Origin of the sequence: Methylobacterium pseudosasicola (assembly GCF_900114535.1) — a bacterium.
Classification (GTDB): Bacteria; Pseudomonadota; Alphaproteobacteria; order Rhizobiales; family Beijerinckiaceae; genus Methylobacterium; species Methylobacterium pseudosasicola.
In genome coordinates this window covers 23,582-38,845 of the sequence record NZ_FOTK01000005.1, presented here as the reverse complement: position 1 = coordinate 38,845, position 15,264 = coordinate 23,582, and the positions used below count along the sequence as shown (strand labels likewise).

Sequence of the window (15,264 nt, the reverse complement as noted above, 5' to 3'; positions counted from 1 at the left end):
CTGTCGTCGTCCAACGTCATGCCGCCGTCGCGGCCGTTCCGAAATGCACCTCGCCCGCCGTCACGGTATGCCGTTTTCCGTCGGGGGCGAGGATCACGAGCCGCCCCCCCTCGTCGATGGTCTCGAACACGCCCCGCAGGATGTGCTCGCCGCTGCGCACCGCGATCTCCGACCCAAGACCCGCGGCCCGCGCGAGCCAATCCTCGCGCAGGTCAGCGAAATTCCGTCCCCGGTTCCAGGCGCGTGCCCGCACGGCCATCCGGTCCGAGAGATGTTCCAGTAGCGCTTCGGCGCCGCCGGCGTAACCCGTCGCGGCCAAGCTCGCGGCGTCGAGCCCGTCCGGCGCCGCCGCGACGTTGACGCCGAAGCCGATCACCGCCGCCCTGCGGCCGCCCGGCAGCGTCTCCGCCTCGAGGAGGAGCCCGGCGAGTTTCTTCCCGTCGAGTAGCACGTCGTTCGGCCATTTGAGCCAGAGAGATCGGGCGCCGGTGCCGGTTCGGGTATCCGGCAGGGTGCCGCAGGCCGCCTCCAGGGCTTCGATCAGGGCGAGGCCCGCCACGAAGCCGAGCTCGGCGAGGTGGTCCGGCGCCACTCCGGCCACCGGCCAGAGCACGCTGGCGGCGAGGTTGCCGGGCAGCGACGCCCAGGCATTGCCCCGCCGGCCCCGGCCCGCCTCCTGCCGATGCGTGACCACCCAGAGCGGGCCGGTCTCGCCGGCCCGCGCCTGGGCCATGGCTTCGGTGTTGGTCGAGCCCAACGTGTCGTGAACGTGCAGGCGATGGCCCTGGGCGCGCGCCTCGGACCCGAGACGGTAGCTCAAGGCGTTCTTTTCTGATCGGGCCGCATTCTCATCGGGAGCGCCGGAAGGCCGCCGGACCTAGAACAGCGACCGGGCCGCCCGGCCGGCGACGCCGACCAGCGGACCGGGGAGCAGGAAGAACAGCACCACGACGACGCTCGACAGGGCGAGCACCACGCGCAGGCCCGGGGCCATCGCCTCGTAGGGCTCCTTCGGCTCGTCGAAATACATGATCTTGACCAGGCGCAGGTAGTAGTAGGCGCCGACCACGCTGGTCACCACGCCGATCACCGCCAGGGTCACAAGGCCCGCCTTGATGGCGGCGGCGAAGACGTAGAACTTGGCGAAGAACCCGGCGAGCGGCGGGATGCCGGCCAGCGAGAACATCATGGCGGCGAGGCAGAAAGCCACCCAGGGATGGGTGCGCGACAGGCCCGACAGATCCTCGATCGACTCGAACATCACGTCCCGGCGGCGGAGCGACAGGATGATCGCGAAGGTGCCGAGCGTCATCGCCAGGTAGATGATCATGTAGGTGACGAGGCCGCCGATCCCCTCCTCGGAGCCGCAGGCCAAGCCGATCAGCGCGTAGCCTATATTGGCGATCGACGAGTAGGCCATCAGGCGCTTGATCGAGCGCTGGCCGATGGCCGCGAACGAGCCCAGCGCCATCGAGACCACGGCGACGAAGATGAAGATCTGCTGCCAGATCGCGGTCACGTCCGGCATGGCGCCGATGAACACCCGCACCGTCATGGCGACCGCGGCCATCTTGGGCGCCGTGGCGAAGAAGGCGGTCACCGGGGTCGGCGAGCCCTCGTAGACGTCGGGCGTCCACATGTGGAACGGCACCGCCGCCATCTTGAAGCAGACGCCCGCAGCCAGGAACACGATGCCCAGCACGATGCCGAGCCCGGCATTCTCGTTGAGCGCCGAGACGATGCCGGGGAACGAGACCGTGCCGGTGAAGCCGTAGACCAGCGAGGCGCCGTAGAGCAGCATCCCGGAGGAGAGCGCACCCAGCACGAAGTACTTGAGGCCGGCTTCGGTCGACTTGGCGTTGTCCCGGTGGAAGGCCGCGATCACGTAGGCGGCGAGCGATTGCAGCTCGAGGCCGAGATAGAGTGCGATCAGGTCGTTGGCCGAGACCATCACCATCATGCCGATGGTGCAGAGCACGATCAGAACCGGGAATTCGAACCGGTCGATCTGCTCGCGCTTGAAGAAGTCGTGCGCCAGCAGGATCGTCGCCGCCGAGCCGAGCAGCACCAGTGACTTCATCACCTTAGCGAACGCGTCAGAGACGAAGGCGCCCGACAGGGTGGTCACCCGGCCAGCGGTCGGCTGCGACAGGACCACGAACAGGGCGAAGAGCAGCAGGACCAGGGCGCCGATGCTGACGCTCTCGGCGGAGCGGTCGCCGCGCCAGGCGCCGTACAGGATCAGGAGCAGCACCCCAACGCCGAGGATCAACTCGGGCAGGAGCGGCGCCAGCGAGGGCAGGACGGAGTGGACGGTGGGCATCTGTTCCGTCTCAGCGAGCGAGCGGCAGCGCGGCGGCCGCGGTCTGTGTGTTGGCGAGGGCGGCCTTCATGCCGGTCATCAGCGCGTCCGTGGAGGGCGCGAAGACGTCGAGCACCGGCGCCGGATGCACGCCGTAATAGATCGTCAGCACGACCAGGGGCGCCAGGATGATCTTCTCCCGCGTGTCGAGGTCGAGGATGCCCTGGAGGTTGGGCTTCTCCAGCTTGCCGTAGATCACCCGGGCGTAGAGCCACAGGGCGTAGGCCGCCGACAGGATGATGCCGAAGGTCGAGAAGAAGGCGACGTTCGGGTTCGCCTTGAAGGCGCCGAGCATCGACAGGAACTCGCCGACGAAGCCGGAGGTGCCGGGCAGGCCGACATTGGCCATGGTGAACACCATCATGGCCACCGCGTAGAGCGGCATCCGCTTCACGAGCCCGCCATAGGCGGCGATCTCGCGGGTGTGCATCCGGTCGTAGACCACGCCGACGCAGAGGAAGAGCGCCGCCGCCACGATGCCGTGGGAGATCATCAGGAACAGCGCGCCCTGGATGCCCTGCTCGTTGAGGGTGAACAGGCCGAGCGTCACGAAGCCCATATGGGCCACCGACGAGTAGGCGATCAGCTTCTTGATGTCGGTCTGCATCATCGCGGTGAGCGAGGTGAAGATGATCGCGATCACCGAGAGGGCGAACACCAGGGGGGCGAAGTCGTGGCTCGCCACCGGCAGCATCGGCAGGGAGATCCGGATGAAGCCGTAGCCGCCCATCTTCAGCAGGATGCCCGCCAGGATCACCGAGCCGGCGGTGGGCGCCTCGACGTGGGCGTCGGGCAGCCAGGTATGGACCGGCCACATCGGCATCTTCACCGCGAAGGAGGCGAAGAACGCGAGCCACAGCCAGGTCTGCATCCCCACCGGGAAGCGGTATTGCAGCAGGGTCGGGATGTCGGTGGTGCCCGCCTGCCAGTACATCGCCATGACGGCGAGCAGCATCAGCACCGAGCCGAGCAGGGTGTAGAGGAAGAACTTGAAACTCGCGTAGATCCGGCGCGCCCCGCCCCAGATGCCGATGATCAGGAACATCGGGATCAGGCCGGCCTCGAAGAACAGGTAGAACAACAGCAGGTCGAGGGAGGCGAACACGCCAATCATCGTCGTCTCGAGGACGAGGAAGGCGACGAAATACTCCTTCACCCGGACGTGGATCGAGGTCCACGACGCCCCGATGCAGAACGGCATCAGGAAGGTCGTGAGCAGGATAAGCGGCATCGAGAAGCCGTCGACGCCCAGCTTGAAGCGGATCGTCTCGGCGAGCCACGGATGGCTCTCGACCAGCTGGAAGCTCGCCGACGAGGCGTCGTAACGGCCCCAGGCCACCAGCGAGAGCAGGAAGGTGACGATGGTGGTGGCGAGCGCGGCCCAGCGACTGTTGCGCGCCACCGATTCGTCGTCGCCCTTGAGGGTGAGGATGAAGGCCGCGCCGCAGAGCGGGACGATCAGCAGGCCGGAGAGGATGCCGAGGCCGAGCATATCAGTGAGCACCCTTGGGCAGGCCGGCCATCAGGTACCAGCTGATCAGGCCGGCCACGCCGATGAGCATGACGAAGGCGTAGTGGTAGACATAGCCCGTCTGCAGGCGGACCACGCCGCGGGTGACGTCCACGACCCGCGCCGCGATGCCGTTGGGGCCGAGCCCGTCGATGATCTTGCCGTCGCCCTGCTTCCAGAGGAACAGGCCGAAATCCTTGGCCGGACGCACGAAGATCCGGTCGTAGAGCTCGTCGAAGTACCACTTGTTGAGCAGGAACCGGTACAGCGACGGCTGCTGCGCGGCGAGCGCCCCCGGCAGCTCCGGACGGCGGATATACATCCAGAAGGCCAGGACGAAGCCGAGGATCAGCATGATCAGCGGCGAATAGGACACCAGAGCCGGGACCTCGTGGATCTCGTGCATGATGTGGTTCTCGGGGCCGTGCGCCAGGGCATGGCCCCAGAACGCGTCCATCCCGGACCCGATGAAGCGGTCGTGGAAGATGATCCCGGCGAACAGCGCCCCGAAGGCGAGCACCGCCAGCGGGATGGTCATCACCAGCGGGCTCTCGTGGGGCGTGTGGTCCCCGTGATGGCCGTGCCCGTGATGGTCGTCCGCGACGAGGTCGCTCTTATGGGCCGGCTCGACGTCGTGGCCATGATCGTCGTGGGCCACGCCCTCGGTATGGCCAGGGGCGCCATCGGCCTCGTGGGCCATGGCTGAGTGAGCGACCGCCGGGGCGGCATGGTGGTCGTGCGCCGCATGAGCGCCCCACCGGGCCGGACCCTCGAAGGTCATGAAGAACAGGCGCCAAGAATAGAAGGAGGTGAAGAACGCCGCCACCACGGTGCACAGGAAGGCGAGCGTGTGCCCGGGCCGGGTCGAGGCGTAGGCCGCCTCGATGATCGCGTCCTTGGAATAGTAGCCCGCCGTGTACGGGAAGCCGATCAGCGCCAGGGAGCCGATCGCCATCATGGCGCAGGTGAACGGGATGTGGGAGCGCAGGCCGCCCATGTTCCGCATGTCCTGCTCGTGGTGCATCGCGTGGATGACCGAGCCGGCTCCGAGGAACAGCAGCGCCTTGAAGAAGGCGTGGGTGAACAGATGGAACACGCCGGCCGAGTAGGCGCCGACGCCGAGCGCCACGAACATGTAGCCGAGCTGCGAGCAGGTCGAGTAGGCGATCACCCGCTTGATGTCGTTCTGCACCAGGCCAATCGTGGCCGCGAAGAAGGCCGTGATGCCGCCGATCACCGTGACGACGATCAGCGCGTTCGGCGCCTCCTCGAACAGCGGCGAGAGCCGGGCGACCATGAACACGCCGGCGGTGACCATGGTGGCGGCGTGGATCAGCGCCGAAACCGGGGTCGGGCCCTCCATGGCGTCCGGCAGCCAGGTGTGCAGCAGGAACTGCGCCGACTTGCCCATGGCGCCCATGAACAGCAGCAGGCAGGCGAGCGTCAGGGCGTTCCAGTCATAGCCGAGGAAGTGGAAGCTCAGGGTCTTGAGCGTGTCGACCTTGGAGAAAATCGCGTCGAACGCCACCGAGCCGGTCAGCACGAAGACCAGGAAGATGCCGAGCGAGAAGCCGAAATCGCCGACCCGGTTGACGATGAACGCCTTCATGGCGGCGGCGTTGGCCGAGGGCTTCTCGTACCAGAAGCCAATCAGCAGGTAGGAGGCGAGGCCGACGCCCTCCCAGCCGAAGAACATTTGCACGAGGTTGTCGGCCGTCACCAGCATCAGCATGGCGAAAGTGAACAGCGACAGATAGGCGAAGAACCGCGGCCGGTGCGGGTCCTCGTGCATGTAGCCGACGGAGTAGAGGTGGACGAGGGTCGAGACCGTGGTGACGACCACGAGCATCACCCGGGTCAGCGCATCGACCTTGAAGGCCCAGTCGACCTGGAGGTCGCCGGCCGAGAACCAGGATGCGACCTGAACCCGTTCGGCGTGGCCGCCTTCCAGGAACACGCCCCAGGCGATCAGGGCCGTGAAGGCCAAGAACGCGGTGGTGATGTACTCGCAGGCCCGGGCCCCGATGTACCGGCCGAACAGGCCGGCGATCAGGAAGCCGATCAGCGGGAAGAAGACGATCGCGTGATACATCGCTCTCTTGCAGTCCGTCCTCCGGGCCGACCGCTGGGCGGCGTCCGGATTGTCACTCGGGGCCCATGAACGCGGGGCCGCGAACGCGGGTCGCGTGAAGAAGGGCGCCCTAGCCCTTCATCATGCTCACATCCTCGACCGCGATGGTGCCGCGGTTGCGGAAGAAGACCACGAGGATGGCGAGGCCGATCGCCGATTCGGCGGCCGCGACGGTCAGCACGAACAGGGCGAAGACCTGTCCGGTGATGTCGTTCAGCTGCGTCGAGAAGGCGACCAGGTTGATGTTGACCGCGAGCAGGATGAGCTCGATCGACATCAGGATGACGATGACGTTCTTGCGGTTGATGAAGATCCCGAGCACGCCGAGCGTGAACAGGATCGCCGCGACGGTGAGGTAATGGCTCAGGCCGATCATCGTGCGAAACCTCCGCCTTGCATCACAGCGCGCATCAGACCTCGACGCCCTGGCGGGAGGGCACCTTGCGGGTCTCCACCGCCATCTTCTGGGTGCGGGCGTTCTGGACCGAGATGTCCTGGCGCTTGACGCCCGGGCGGTCGCGGAGCGTCAGCACGATTGCGCCGATCATCGCTACCAGAAGGATCAGGCCCGCGAGCTGAAAGAAGTAGGCGTATTCCGTGTAGATCACCCGGCCGAGCGCCTGGGCGTTGGTGACGTTCTCGGCCGAAGCGACGTTGCCCAGCGGCGCCTGCACGAGGCCCGGATCGATGGTCCAGGAGCCGACGACCAGGAGCAGCTCCACCAGGAAGATCGCCCCGATCAGGCCGCCGATCGGCAGGTATTGCTGGAAGCCCTGGCGCAGCTCGGCGAAATCCACGTCGAGCATCATCACGACGAACAGGAACAGCACCGCGACCGCGCCGACATAGACGACGACCAGGATCATCGCCAGGAACTCGGCGCCCATCAGGACGAACAATCCGGCGGCGTTCACGAAGGCGAGAATCAAGAACAGCACCGAGGCGACGGGATTGCGCGAGGCGATCACCATGAAGCCCGACGCGACCGTGACGCTCGCGAACAGGTAGAAGAATGCGGCTGCTGCGGTCATGCGCTCGTCGGGATCGGCCGCCGGAGCGGCCCCTTCTGCCTTGCGTGGAAACGGGCCGCAGCGGGCGGCCCGTCTATAGAACCCGGTCGGCGGGGGCACAACAGCGCCCCCGGCATCCCTCTAGCGCATCACCCCGGGCAACGGAACCGAGGATGATGCGCTATCCCTTTGTTTGGCATCGTCTTTTTCCGAAAGCCGGCAACCACCTTTCGGAACGATGCCTTAGCGATAAGGCGCATCCATCGCGATGTTGCGCGCGATCTCGCGCTCCCAGCGGTCGCCGTTCAAGAGAAGCTTCTGCTTGTCGTAGAGTAGCTCTTCGCGGGTCTCGACCGAGAATTCGAAGTTCGGCCCTTCCACGATGGCGTCCACCGGGCAGGCCTCCTGGCACATGCCGCAATAGATGCACTTCACCATGTCGATGTCGTAGCGGGTGGTGCGGCGGGTGCCGTCGTTGCGGCGCGGTCCCGCCTCGATGGTGATCGCCTGGGCCGGGCAGATCGCCTCGCAGAGTTTGCAAGCGATGCAGCGCTCCTCGCCGTTGGGATAGCGGCGCAGGGCATGCTCCCCCCGGAAGCGCGGGCCGCGATGGCCCATCTCGAAGGGATAGTTGATCGTCGCCTTCGGCTTGAAGAAGTAGCGCATGCCGAGGATCATCCCCGACACGAATTCCTTCAGCAGCAGGCTCTTTGCAACCTGATCGAGCTTCATGGCCCGGATCTCCGATTCGGCGGGTGGGCTCAGGCGCCCGGCGCGAGGCCGGTCAGCTTGAGCACGAAGGCGACGACGACGACCGAGACCAGCGAGATCGGCAGAAAAACCTTCCAGCCGAGGCGCATGAGCTGATCGTAGCGGTAGCGCGGCACGATGGACTTCACCATCGCGAACAGGAAGAACAGGAAGCTGGCCTTCAGGATGAACCAGATCACGCCCGGCACCCAGGTGAACGGCGCGAACGGGATCGGCGACAGCCAGCCGCCCAGGAACAGCACGGTGCCGAGCGCGCACATGCTCATGATGGCGACGTACTCGCCGAGCATGAATAGCAGATAGGGCGTCGAGGAGTATTCCACCATGTACCCGGCCACCAGCTCCGACTCGGCCTCCGGCAGGTCGAAGGGCGGGCGGTTGGTCTCGGCGAGCGCCGAGATGAAGAACACCACGAACATCGGGAACAGCCACAGCCAGTACCAGCCGAACAGGCCGAGGCTGGTGTCCTGCGCCATCACGATGCGCGAGAGGTTCAGCGAGCCGGCGCAGAGCAGCACGCAGATGATCACGAAGCCGAGCGAGACCTCGTAGGAGATCATCTGCGCCGCCGAGCGGAGCGCGCCCAGGAAGGCGTATTTCGAATTCGAGGCCCAGCCGCCCATGATGACGCCGTAGACGCCCAGGCTGGAGATCGCGAAGATGTAGGTGATGCCGACATTGATGTCGGCGATCGCCCAGCCGTCGGCCAGGGGAATCACCGCCCAACTTGACAGGGCCAGCATCGCGAAGACCAGCGGCGCCAGCAGGTAGATCGCCTTGTTGGCGCCCGCGGGGATCACCGGCTCCTTCAGGACGAACTTCAGAAGGTCGGCAAACGACTGGAACAGGCCGAACGGCCCGACCACGTTGGGGCCGCGCCGGAGCTGCACCGCCGCCCAGATCTTGCGGTCGGCGAGCAGAGCGTAGGCGATGAAGACGAGCAGGGCTGCGAGCAGCACGAAGCTCTTCAGCACGATCAGGAGCACGGTCCCGAGGATTTCCAGCGGCGTCATCGTCGGATCCCTACTCTGCCGCCGCGAGCGGCCGCGACTCGGCGGCGCGCTCGCGGGCGAGGCGCGAGCACTCGGCCAGCACCCGCGAGGCGCGGGCGATGGGGTTGGTGAGGTAGAAGTCGGTCACGGGCGACGCGAAGGCGGCACCGCCCGTCGCGCTGCCGAGGCCGGCGAGCCGATCCACGGAGGCGGCCACGTCGCCGGCCTCCACGGTCCCGATCGCCGCGAAATGCGGGTGGGCGGCGTAGAGCGCCCGGCGCAGCGCGGTGAGCGAATCGAACGGCAGGCGGTGGCCCAGCACGTCCGACAGGGCGCGCAGGATTGCCCAATCCTCGCGGGCATCCCCCGGCGGGAAGCCGGCGCGGTTGCCGATCTGGACCCGGCCTTCGGTGTTCACCCAGGTCGCCGACTTCTCGGTATAGGCCGCGCCCGGCAGGATCACGTCCGCCCGGGAGGCGCCGCGGTCGCCGTGGGTGCCCTGGTAGATCACGAAGGCGCCGGGCGCCACGTCGTGCTCGTCGGCGCCGAGGTTGAACAGCACGTCGACGCCGCCGGAGGCCAGCATGGCCGGGAAGCCGAGGCCGCCCTCCCCCGGCACGAAGCCGAGATCGAGGGCGCCGACCCGGGCCGCGGCGGTGTGCAGAACGCCGAAGCCGTTCCACTCCGGCGTCACCGCGCCGATCTCCTTGGCGAGCGCCGACGCCGCCGCCAGGATGCCCGGCTCGGCATGGGCACCGACGATGACGAGCGGCGCTTTCGCTTCCTTGAGAGTCTCAAGAAAACTGTGCTCGCCCCGGGCGAGGCCGGCGAGGGATTCGGGGCCGGCGCCGATGTAGTGGCTCGGATAGGTCAGGTCGACCGGCTCGCCGATCACGCCGACCGCGAGCGGACCCATCCGCCAGCGCTTGCGGATGCGGACGTTGAGCAGCGAGGCCTCGGTGCGCGGGTTGGCGCCGACGATCAGGATCGCGTCCGCGGTCTCGATGCCGGGAATCGTCGGGTTGAACAGGTAGGAGGCGCGGCCGAGCGCGGGATCGAGCCCGGTCTCGGCCTGCCGGCAATCGAGGTTCGGGGTGCCGAGGGCGCGCATCAGCTCGCGCAGCGCAAAGATTTCCTCGACGCCCGCGAGGTCGCCGACCACGGCGCCGATGCGCTTCGGATCGGTGGCCTTCACCTTGGCGGCGATGGCCTGGAACGCCTCACCCCAGGAAGCGGGCCGCAGCCGGCCGTTCTCGCGCAGGTACGGGCGGTCGAGGCGCTGCATCCGCAGGCCATCGACATGGTAGCGGGTCTTGTCGGAGATCCACTCCTCGTTGATCTCCTCGCTGACCCGCGGCTCGATCTGCATCACCTCGCGGCCGCGGGTGTCGACGCGGATCGACGAGCCGACCGCGTCCATCACGTCGACCGATTCGGTCTTGTTCAGCTCCCAGGGGCGGACGTTGTAGCTCTGCGGCCGGTGCACCAGGGCGCCCACCGGGCAGAGGTCGGCGACGTTACCCTGGAGCTCCGAGGCCATCGACTGCTCGAGGTAGCTGGTGATCTCCATGTCCTCGCCGCGGCCGATGGCGCCGAGGTCCGGCACGCCTGCCACCTCCGCCAGGAAACGCACGCAGCGGGTGCAGTGGATGCAGCGGTTCATCGCGGTCCGCACCAGCGGGCCGATATGCTTCTCCTCGACCGCGCGCTTGTTCTCCTGGTAGCGGGTCGAATCGACCCCGTAGGCCATCGCCTGGTCCTGCAGGTCGCAATGGCCGCCCTGGTCGCAGATCGGGCAATCGAGCGGATGGTTGATGAGGAGGAACTCCATCACCCCTTCCCGGGCCTTCTTGGTCAGGCCGGAGCGGGTCAGCACCTCGGGCGGCTCGCCGTTCGGGCCGGGGCGACAATCCTTCACCGCGTAGGCGCAGCTCGCCACGGGCTTCGGTGCGCCCTTCAGCTCCACCAGGCACATCCGGCAATTGCCTGCGATCGACAGGCGCTCGTGGAAGCAGAAGCGCGGGATCTCGGCCCCCGCGGCCTCGCAGGCCTGGAGCAGCGTGTATTCGGCCGGAACCTCGACCTCGGTGCCGTCGACGAGGATTTTTGTCATCGGTGCAATCTCAGTGCGGGGCGTCGGCGAGATCGAGGCGCCGCTCGATGCGCTCGATGCGAAGCTCGACCCTGTCGATCCGCCGGTGAACGCCGGCCAGGTTTTCCTCGACCGCGGCCATGCGGCCCTTCAATTCGCGGACATCATCGCTCAGGCGATCGACCTTCTCGTCGATGCGCCGCAGATAGACGAGCATCAGGTTGTCCGGCTGGCTCGTCATTGCCCTATTCCGCGGCCATCGGGATCGGGTCGGAATGCGGGTTGGCCGTGTAGCGGTCGATCCGCTTCTCGATCTCGGGCCGGAAGTGCTTGATCAGGCCCTGGATCGGCCAGGCCGCCGCGTCGCCGAGCGCGCAGATCGTGTGACCCTCGATCTGCTTGGTGACCTCGAACAGCATGTCGATCTCGCGCTTCTGCGCCCGGCCCTCGGTCATGCGCTGCATCACCCGCCACATCCAGCCGGTGCCTTCCCGGCAGGGCGTGCACTGGCCGCAGGATTCGTGCTTGTAGAAGTACGAGATCCGGGTGATCGCCGCGACGATGTCGGTGGACCGGTCGAGCACGATCACCGCGGCGGTGCCGAGGCCGGAGCCGAGGCCGCGCAGGGTGTCGAAATCCATCTTGGCGTCGATGATCTGGTCGGCCGGCACCAGCGGCACCGAGGAGCCGCCCGGGATCGAGCAGAGCAGGTTGTCCCAGCCCCCGCGCATGCCGCCGCAATGCCGGTCCACTAGCTCGCGGAAGGTGATGCCCAGCTCCGCCTCGACGTTGCACGGCTTGTTGACGTGCCCCGAGACGCAGAACAGCTTGGTGCCGGTGTTGTTCTTGCCGCCGAGCCCGGCGAACCAGGCGCCGCCGCGGCGCAGGATCGTGCCGGCCACCGCGATCGACTCGACGTTGTTGACCGTGGTGGGGCAGCCGTAGAGGCCCGTATTGGCCGGGAACGGCGGCTTGAGCCGCGGCATGCCCTTCTTGCCTTCGAGGCTCTCGATCAGCGCCGTCTCTTCGCCGCAGATATAGGCGCCGGCGCCGTGGTGGACGTAGATGTCGAAGGGATAGTCGTGCACGTTCGACTGGCCGACGAGACGGGCCTCATAGGCCTCATCCACGGCCTTCTGGAGCGCGTGCTTCTCGGCGACGTACTCGCCACGGATGTAGATGTAGCAGGCATGCGCGCCCATGGCGAAGCAGGCCAGCATGCAGCCCTCGATCAGGAGATGCGGATCGTGCCGCATGATCTCCCGGTCCTTGCAGGTGCCCGGCTCCGACTCGTCGGCGTTGACCACGAGGTAATGCGGGCGTCCGTCCGACTTCTTGGGCATGAACGACCATTTCAGGCCGGTGGGGAAGCCCGCGCCGCCGCGCCCGCGCAGGCCCGACGCCTTCATCTCCTCGATGATCCAGTCGCGGCCCTGCTCCAGGAGGAACTTGGTCCCGTCCCAGGCCCCCCGCTGCTTGGCGGCCTCCAGGCCCGGCGAATGCAGGCCGTAGAGGTTGGTGAAGATGCGATCCTGATCTGCGAGCATGACCTGTCTCTTAGCGGACCGGAGTGTCGATGATGTCGAGGCGGCGCTCGATCCGGGCGAGTCGCGAGTCGAGGGTACCGAACGCTTCGTAGAGGTTGCCGATATCGGTCTGCACGGCGCTCATCTGGACCTGCTGGGCTTGCTGATTGCCGCGCACGCCCTTCAGTTCGCCACGCACTTCGCGCAGACCGTCTTCCACGTTGCCGAGGCGCGTCTGCATCGCCTTCAGCACCTCGTAGATCAGCTCGTTCGTCACCTCGGCCATCGCGGTCAGGCCCCGGTGCCCGACAGCGTTTGAGCCTGCCCGACCCAGTTCTCCCGGTCGATGCGACCCGGGAACGCGAGGTAGGTCCCGACCCAGGTGATCTCGTCGCGGGTCCAGGCGGCGATCTGGTCGAAATGGTAGATGCCGAGGCCGTTCAGGCGCTGGCTGTTGCCCGGGCCGATGCCCTTGATCCGGGTCAGGTCGTCCGCCTGGCCGGCGCGGGCGGCGTCGAGGCCGGGCGGACGAGTGCCGACCGCATTCGCCTTCTGCTCGGGGGTCGCGTCCTTCGGCAGGGCGGCGAGCGCCCCGGCGATGCGTGCCTCCTCGGCTTCCGCGGCGACCTCGCCCTCGCTGGCACCGGAGGCTTCCGGCTGCTGCGGGACCGTCCCGCGGTCGGGTGTCTCCTGGCTGCCCTGGTCGCCCCCGGCCTGCTCGCCGGAGGACACCGCCTTGGCAGGGGCTTCGCGCAGATCCGCGTCGCCCGGGCGCGCCGCACCCTCCTTGGCCGTCGAGCGGCCGGTCTCGGCCGCATCCGCCTGGTCCTGCTCCTTGACCGGCGTCTTGCCGTCGGCCGCGCGCTGGGCCGGCGCGTCGCTCACCGAGCGCTCGACCGGGCGACCGGCATCCGGCCGGGCTGGCTTCGGCTGTTCGGCGGCGCGCCGATCGGTCGAGGCGGCCTCGTCGGACTTCGCCGCCGAATCGTCCGACTTCGCCGTGTCCTCGAAGCGCTTGCGCCAGGCGCCGATCCGAGACCCGTCGAACAGGGTCGGGTCGGTGAGCGTGTCCGGGCCGCCCTGCGGCTCCGAGGCCTGGCGCCCTATCTGCGAGCCGACCTTGACCGGCCTTCCGGCCGCTAGGTCGTCCATCAGCGTGCCGAGGGACTCCGGGGTCAGGTCCTCGTAGTAATCCTGGTTGATCTGCACCATCGGGGCGTTGCAGCAGGCGCCCAGACACTCGACTTCGAGCCAGGAGAAATTGCCGTCGGCGGAGACGTGGCCGGAGGGGCCGAGGCGCGCCTCGAGCATCTCCTTCAGGCCACGGGCGCCGCAGGAATCGCACGGCACCGTGCCGCAGACCTGGATCCAGAACCGGCCCACCGGCTCCAGGGCGAACATCGTGTAGAAGGTCGCCACCTCCAGCACGCGGATGTTCGGCATACCGAGCTCGGCCGCCACCGCCTCGATGGCCGCCCGCGGGAGCCAGCCGCCGTTCTGCTCCTGCGCCTTCCAGAGCAGGGAGATCACCGCGGAGGCCTGGCGGCCTTCCGGGTACTTGGCGATCTGGGTCTTCGCCCACTCCGCGTTCTCAGGGGAGAACGCGAAGCTCTCGGGCTGCTCAGAGGCCGGCGCGAGTCTGCGGTTTGCCATCCTGCTAACGCCTTACCGATCCACTTCGCCGAACACGATGTCGAGGGTGCCGAGCACACAGGACACGTCGGCCAGAAGGTGCCCCCGGCACATCCAATCCATCGCCTGAAGATGCGCGAAGCCCGGCGCGCGGATCTTGCAGCGATACGGCTTGTTGGTGCCGTCGGACACGAGATAGACGCCGAACTCGCCCTTGGGCGCCTCCACGGCGGCGTAGACTTCGCCCTCCGGCACGTGGAAGCCCTCGGTGTAGAGCTTGAAGTGGTGGATGAGCGCTTCCATCGAGCGCTTCATCTCGCGGCGCGGCGGCGGCGCGAACTTGCCGTCGATGGCGGCGATCGGGCCCTGCCCGGCCGGCTCGCGCAGCTTGGCGCAGCACTGCTTCATGATCTTGGCCGATTCCCGCATCTCTTCCATGCGGATCACCTGCCGATCGTAGGTGTCGCCGTTCCGGCCAACCGGCACGTCGAACTCCATCTCCTCGTAGCACTCGTAGGGCTGCGCCTTGCGCAGGTCCCACGGGATGCCCGAGCCGCGCAGCATGACGCCGGAGAAGCCCCACTCCATGCACTCGTCCACCGACACGATGCCGATATCGACGTTGCGCTGCTTGAAGATGCGGTTGGCCATCACGAGGTCGTCGAGATCCTGGACGACCTGCAGGAACGGGTCGCAGAACGCCTCGATGTCGTCGATCAGCTTGGGCGGCAGGTCCTGGTGGACGCCGCCTGGCCGGAAGTAGTTGGCGTGCAGTCGAGCGCCCGAAGCGCGCTCGTAAAAGATCATCAGCTTCTCGCGCTCCTCGAAGCCCCAGAGCGGAGGCGTGAGGGCGCCGACATCCATCGCCTGCGTGGTGACGTTGAGCAGGTGCGACAGCAGTCGGCCGATCTCGCAGAACAGCACACGGATCAGCTGCGCGCGCCGGGGCACCTCGATGCCCGCGAGCTTCTCGATCGCCAGGCAGAAGGCGTGCTCCTGGTTCATCGGCGACACGTAGTCGAGCCGGTCGAAATAGGGCGTCGCCTGCAGGTAGGTCTTGTGCTCGATCAGCTTCTCGGTGCCGCGGTGCAGCAACCCGATATGCGGATCGACCCGCTCGACCACTTCGCCGTCCAGCTCCAGCACGAGGCGCAGCACGCCGTGCGCCGCCGGGTGCTGCGGGCCGAAATTGATCGCGAAGTTGCGGATATTGTGCTCGGTCATCGGGCGGTTCCGCT

The 15,264-nt window shown here is 67.4% G+C and carries 14 protein-coding genes; all 14 read right to left on the bottom strand.

Features of this window, described 5'->3' with window-relative positions; genetic code table 11:
• Positions 1-16 precede the first annotated feature (16 nt).
• Entirely contained in the window at positions 17-820 is an 804-nt protein-coding gene (locus tag BM228_RS06725) for a biotin--[acetyl-CoA-carboxylase] ligase (RefSeq protein WP_092038389.1), read from the bottom strand.
• A gap of 57 nt (positions 821-877) precedes the next feature.
• On the bottom strand, positions 878-2,323 hold the full coding sequence (gene nuoN, locus BM228_RS06720) for an NADH-quinone oxidoreductase subunit NuoN (protein ID WP_092038387.1): 1,446 nt from the start codon (positions 2,321-2,323) through the stop codon (positions 878-880).
• A gap of 10 nt (positions 2,324-2,333) precedes the next feature.
• Positions 2,334-3,854 carry an NADH-quinone oxidoreductase subunit M gene (locus BM228_RS06715; RefSeq protein WP_092038386.1) on the bottom strand — a complete coding sequence of 507 codons (1,521 nt, stop codon included), beginning with the start codon at positions 3,852-3,854 and terminating at the stop codon, positions 2,334-2,336.
• A gap of 1 nt (position 3,855) precedes the next feature.
• Positions 3,856-5,964, bottom strand: a complete 2,109-nt coding sequence (gene nuoL, locus BM228_RS06710) for an NADH-quinone oxidoreductase subunit L (RefSeq protein ID WP_092038384.1) — start codon at positions 5,962-5,964, stop codon at positions 3,856-3,858.
• A 109-nt stretch (positions 5,965-6,073) separates the two neighbouring features.
• Positions 6,074-6,379 (bottom strand): NADH-quinone oxidoreductase subunit NuoK, encoded by a 306-nt coding sequence (gene nuoK / locus BM228_RS06705; RefSeq protein ID WP_058192287.1) that lies wholly within the window; start codon positions 6,377-6,379, stop codon positions 6,074-6,076.
• Positions 6,380-6,413: 34 nt separating this feature from the next.
• Positions 6,414-7,034 carry an NADH-quinone oxidoreductase subunit J gene (locus BM228_RS06700; RefSeq protein WP_092038383.1) on the bottom strand — a complete coding sequence of 207 codons (621 nt, stop codon included), beginning with the start codon at positions 7,032-7,034 and terminating at the stop codon, positions 6,414-6,416.
• Positions 7,035-7,256: 222 nt separating this feature from the next.
• Positions 7,257-7,745, bottom strand: a complete 489-nt coding sequence (gene nuoI, locus BM228_RS06695; RefSeq protein WP_007560744.1) for an NADH-quinone oxidoreductase subunit NuoI — start codon at positions 7,743-7,745, stop codon at positions 7,257-7,259.
• 29 nt (positions 7,746-7,774) lie between these two features.
• Entirely contained in the window at positions 7,775-8,797 is a 1,023-nt protein-coding gene (gene nuoH, locus BM228_RS06690) for an NADH-quinone oxidoreductase subunit NuoH (RefSeq protein WP_007560745.1), read from the bottom strand.
• Between the two features lie 10 nt (positions 8,798-8,807).
• Positions 8,808-10,889: an NADH-quinone oxidoreductase subunit NuoG gene (gene nuoG / locus BM228_RS06685; protein ID WP_092038381.1), complete on the bottom strand. Its 2,082-nt coding sequence runs from the start codon at positions 10,887-10,889 to the stop codon at positions 8,808-8,810.
• Between the two features lie 10 nt (positions 10,890-10,899).
• On the bottom strand, positions 10,900-11,109 hold the full coding sequence (locus BM228_RS06680) for a hypothetical protein (RefSeq protein ID WP_012319031.1): 210 nt from the start codon (positions 11,107-11,109) through the stop codon (positions 10,900-10,902).
• A 4-nt stretch (positions 11,110-11,113) separates the two neighbouring features.
• Positions 11,114-12,415, bottom strand: a complete 1,302-nt coding sequence (gene nuoF / locus BM228_RS06675; protein ID WP_092038379.1) for an NADH-quinone oxidoreductase subunit NuoF — start codon at positions 12,413-12,415, stop codon at positions 11,114-11,116.
• A gap of 10 nt (positions 12,416-12,425) precedes the next feature.
• Positions 12,426-12,680: a hypothetical protein gene (locus tag BM228_RS06670; RefSeq protein WP_092038377.1), complete on the bottom strand. Its 255-nt coding sequence runs from the start codon at positions 12,678-12,680 to the stop codon at positions 12,426-12,428.
• Positions 12,681-12,685: 5 nt separating this feature from the next.
• Entirely contained in the window at positions 12,686-14,047 is a 1,362-nt protein-coding gene (gene nuoE, locus BM228_RS06665; protein WP_092038375.1) for an NADH-quinone oxidoreductase subunit NuoE, read from the bottom strand.
• A 12-nt stretch (positions 14,048-14,059) separates the two neighbouring features.
• A complete protein-coding gene (locus BM228_RS06660; protein WP_058192281.1) occupies positions 14,060-15,250 on the bottom strand; it encodes an NADH-quinone oxidoreductase subunit D in 1,191 nt (396 codons plus the stop codon).
• Positions 15,251-15,264 lie beyond the last annotated feature (14 nt).

What these genes read in the sequence shown, in the direction of transcription:
- nuoN (WP_092038387.1), bottom strand. Translation starts at nt 2,323, where the DNA reads ATGCCCACCGTCCACTCCGTCCTGCCCTCGCTGGCGCCGCTCCTGCCC.
- BM228_RS06715 (WP_092038386.1), bottom strand. Translation starts at nt 3,854, where the DNA reads ATGCTCGGCCTCGGCATCCTCTCCGGCCTGCTGATCGTCCCGCTCTGC.
- nuoL (WP_092038384.1), bottom strand. Translation starts at nt 5,964, where the DNA reads ATGTATCACGCGATCGTCTTCTTCCCGCTGATCGGCTTCCTGATCGCC.
- nuoK (WP_058192287.1), bottom strand. Translation starts at nt 6,379, where the DNA reads ATGATCGGCCTGAGCCATTACCTCACCGTCGCGGCGATCCTGTTCACG.
- BM228_RS06700 (WP_092038383.1), bottom strand. Translation starts at nt 7,034, where the DNA reads ATGACCGCAGCAGCCGCATTCTTCTACCTGTTCGCGAGCGTCACGGTC.
- nuoI (WP_007560744.1), bottom strand. Translation starts at nt 7,745, where the DNA reads ATGAAGCTCGATCAGGTTGCAAAGAGCCTGCTGCTGAAGGAATTCGTG.
- nuoH (WP_007560745.1), bottom strand. Translation starts at nt 8,797, where the DNA reads ATGACGCCGCTGGAAATCCTCGGGACCGTGCTCCTGATCGTGCTGAAG.
- nuoG (WP_092038381.1), bottom strand. Translation starts at nt 10,889, where the DNA reads ATGACAAAAATCCTCGTCGACGGCACCGAGGTCGAGGTTCCGGCCGAA.
- BM228_RS06680 (WP_012319031.1), bottom strand. Translation starts at nt 11,109, where the DNA reads ATGACGAGCCAGCCGGACAACCTGATGCTCGTCTATCTGCGGCGCATC.
- nuoF (WP_092038379.1), bottom strand. Translation starts at nt 12,415, where the DNA reads ATGCTCGCAGATCAGGATCGCATCTTCACCAACCTCTACGGCCTGCAT.
- BM228_RS06670 (WP_092038377.1), bottom strand. Translation starts at nt 12,680, where the DNA reads ATGGCCGAGGTGACGAACGAGCTGATCTACGAGGTGCTGAAGGCGATG.
- nuoE (WP_092038375.1), bottom strand. Translation starts at nt 14,047, where the DNA reads ATGGCAAACCGCAGACTCGCGCCGGCCTCTGAGCAGCCCGAGAGCTTC.
- BM228_RS06660 (WP_058192281.1), bottom strand. Translation starts at nt 15,250, where the DNA reads ATGACCGAGCACAATATCCGCAACTTCGCGATCAATTTCGGCCCGCAG.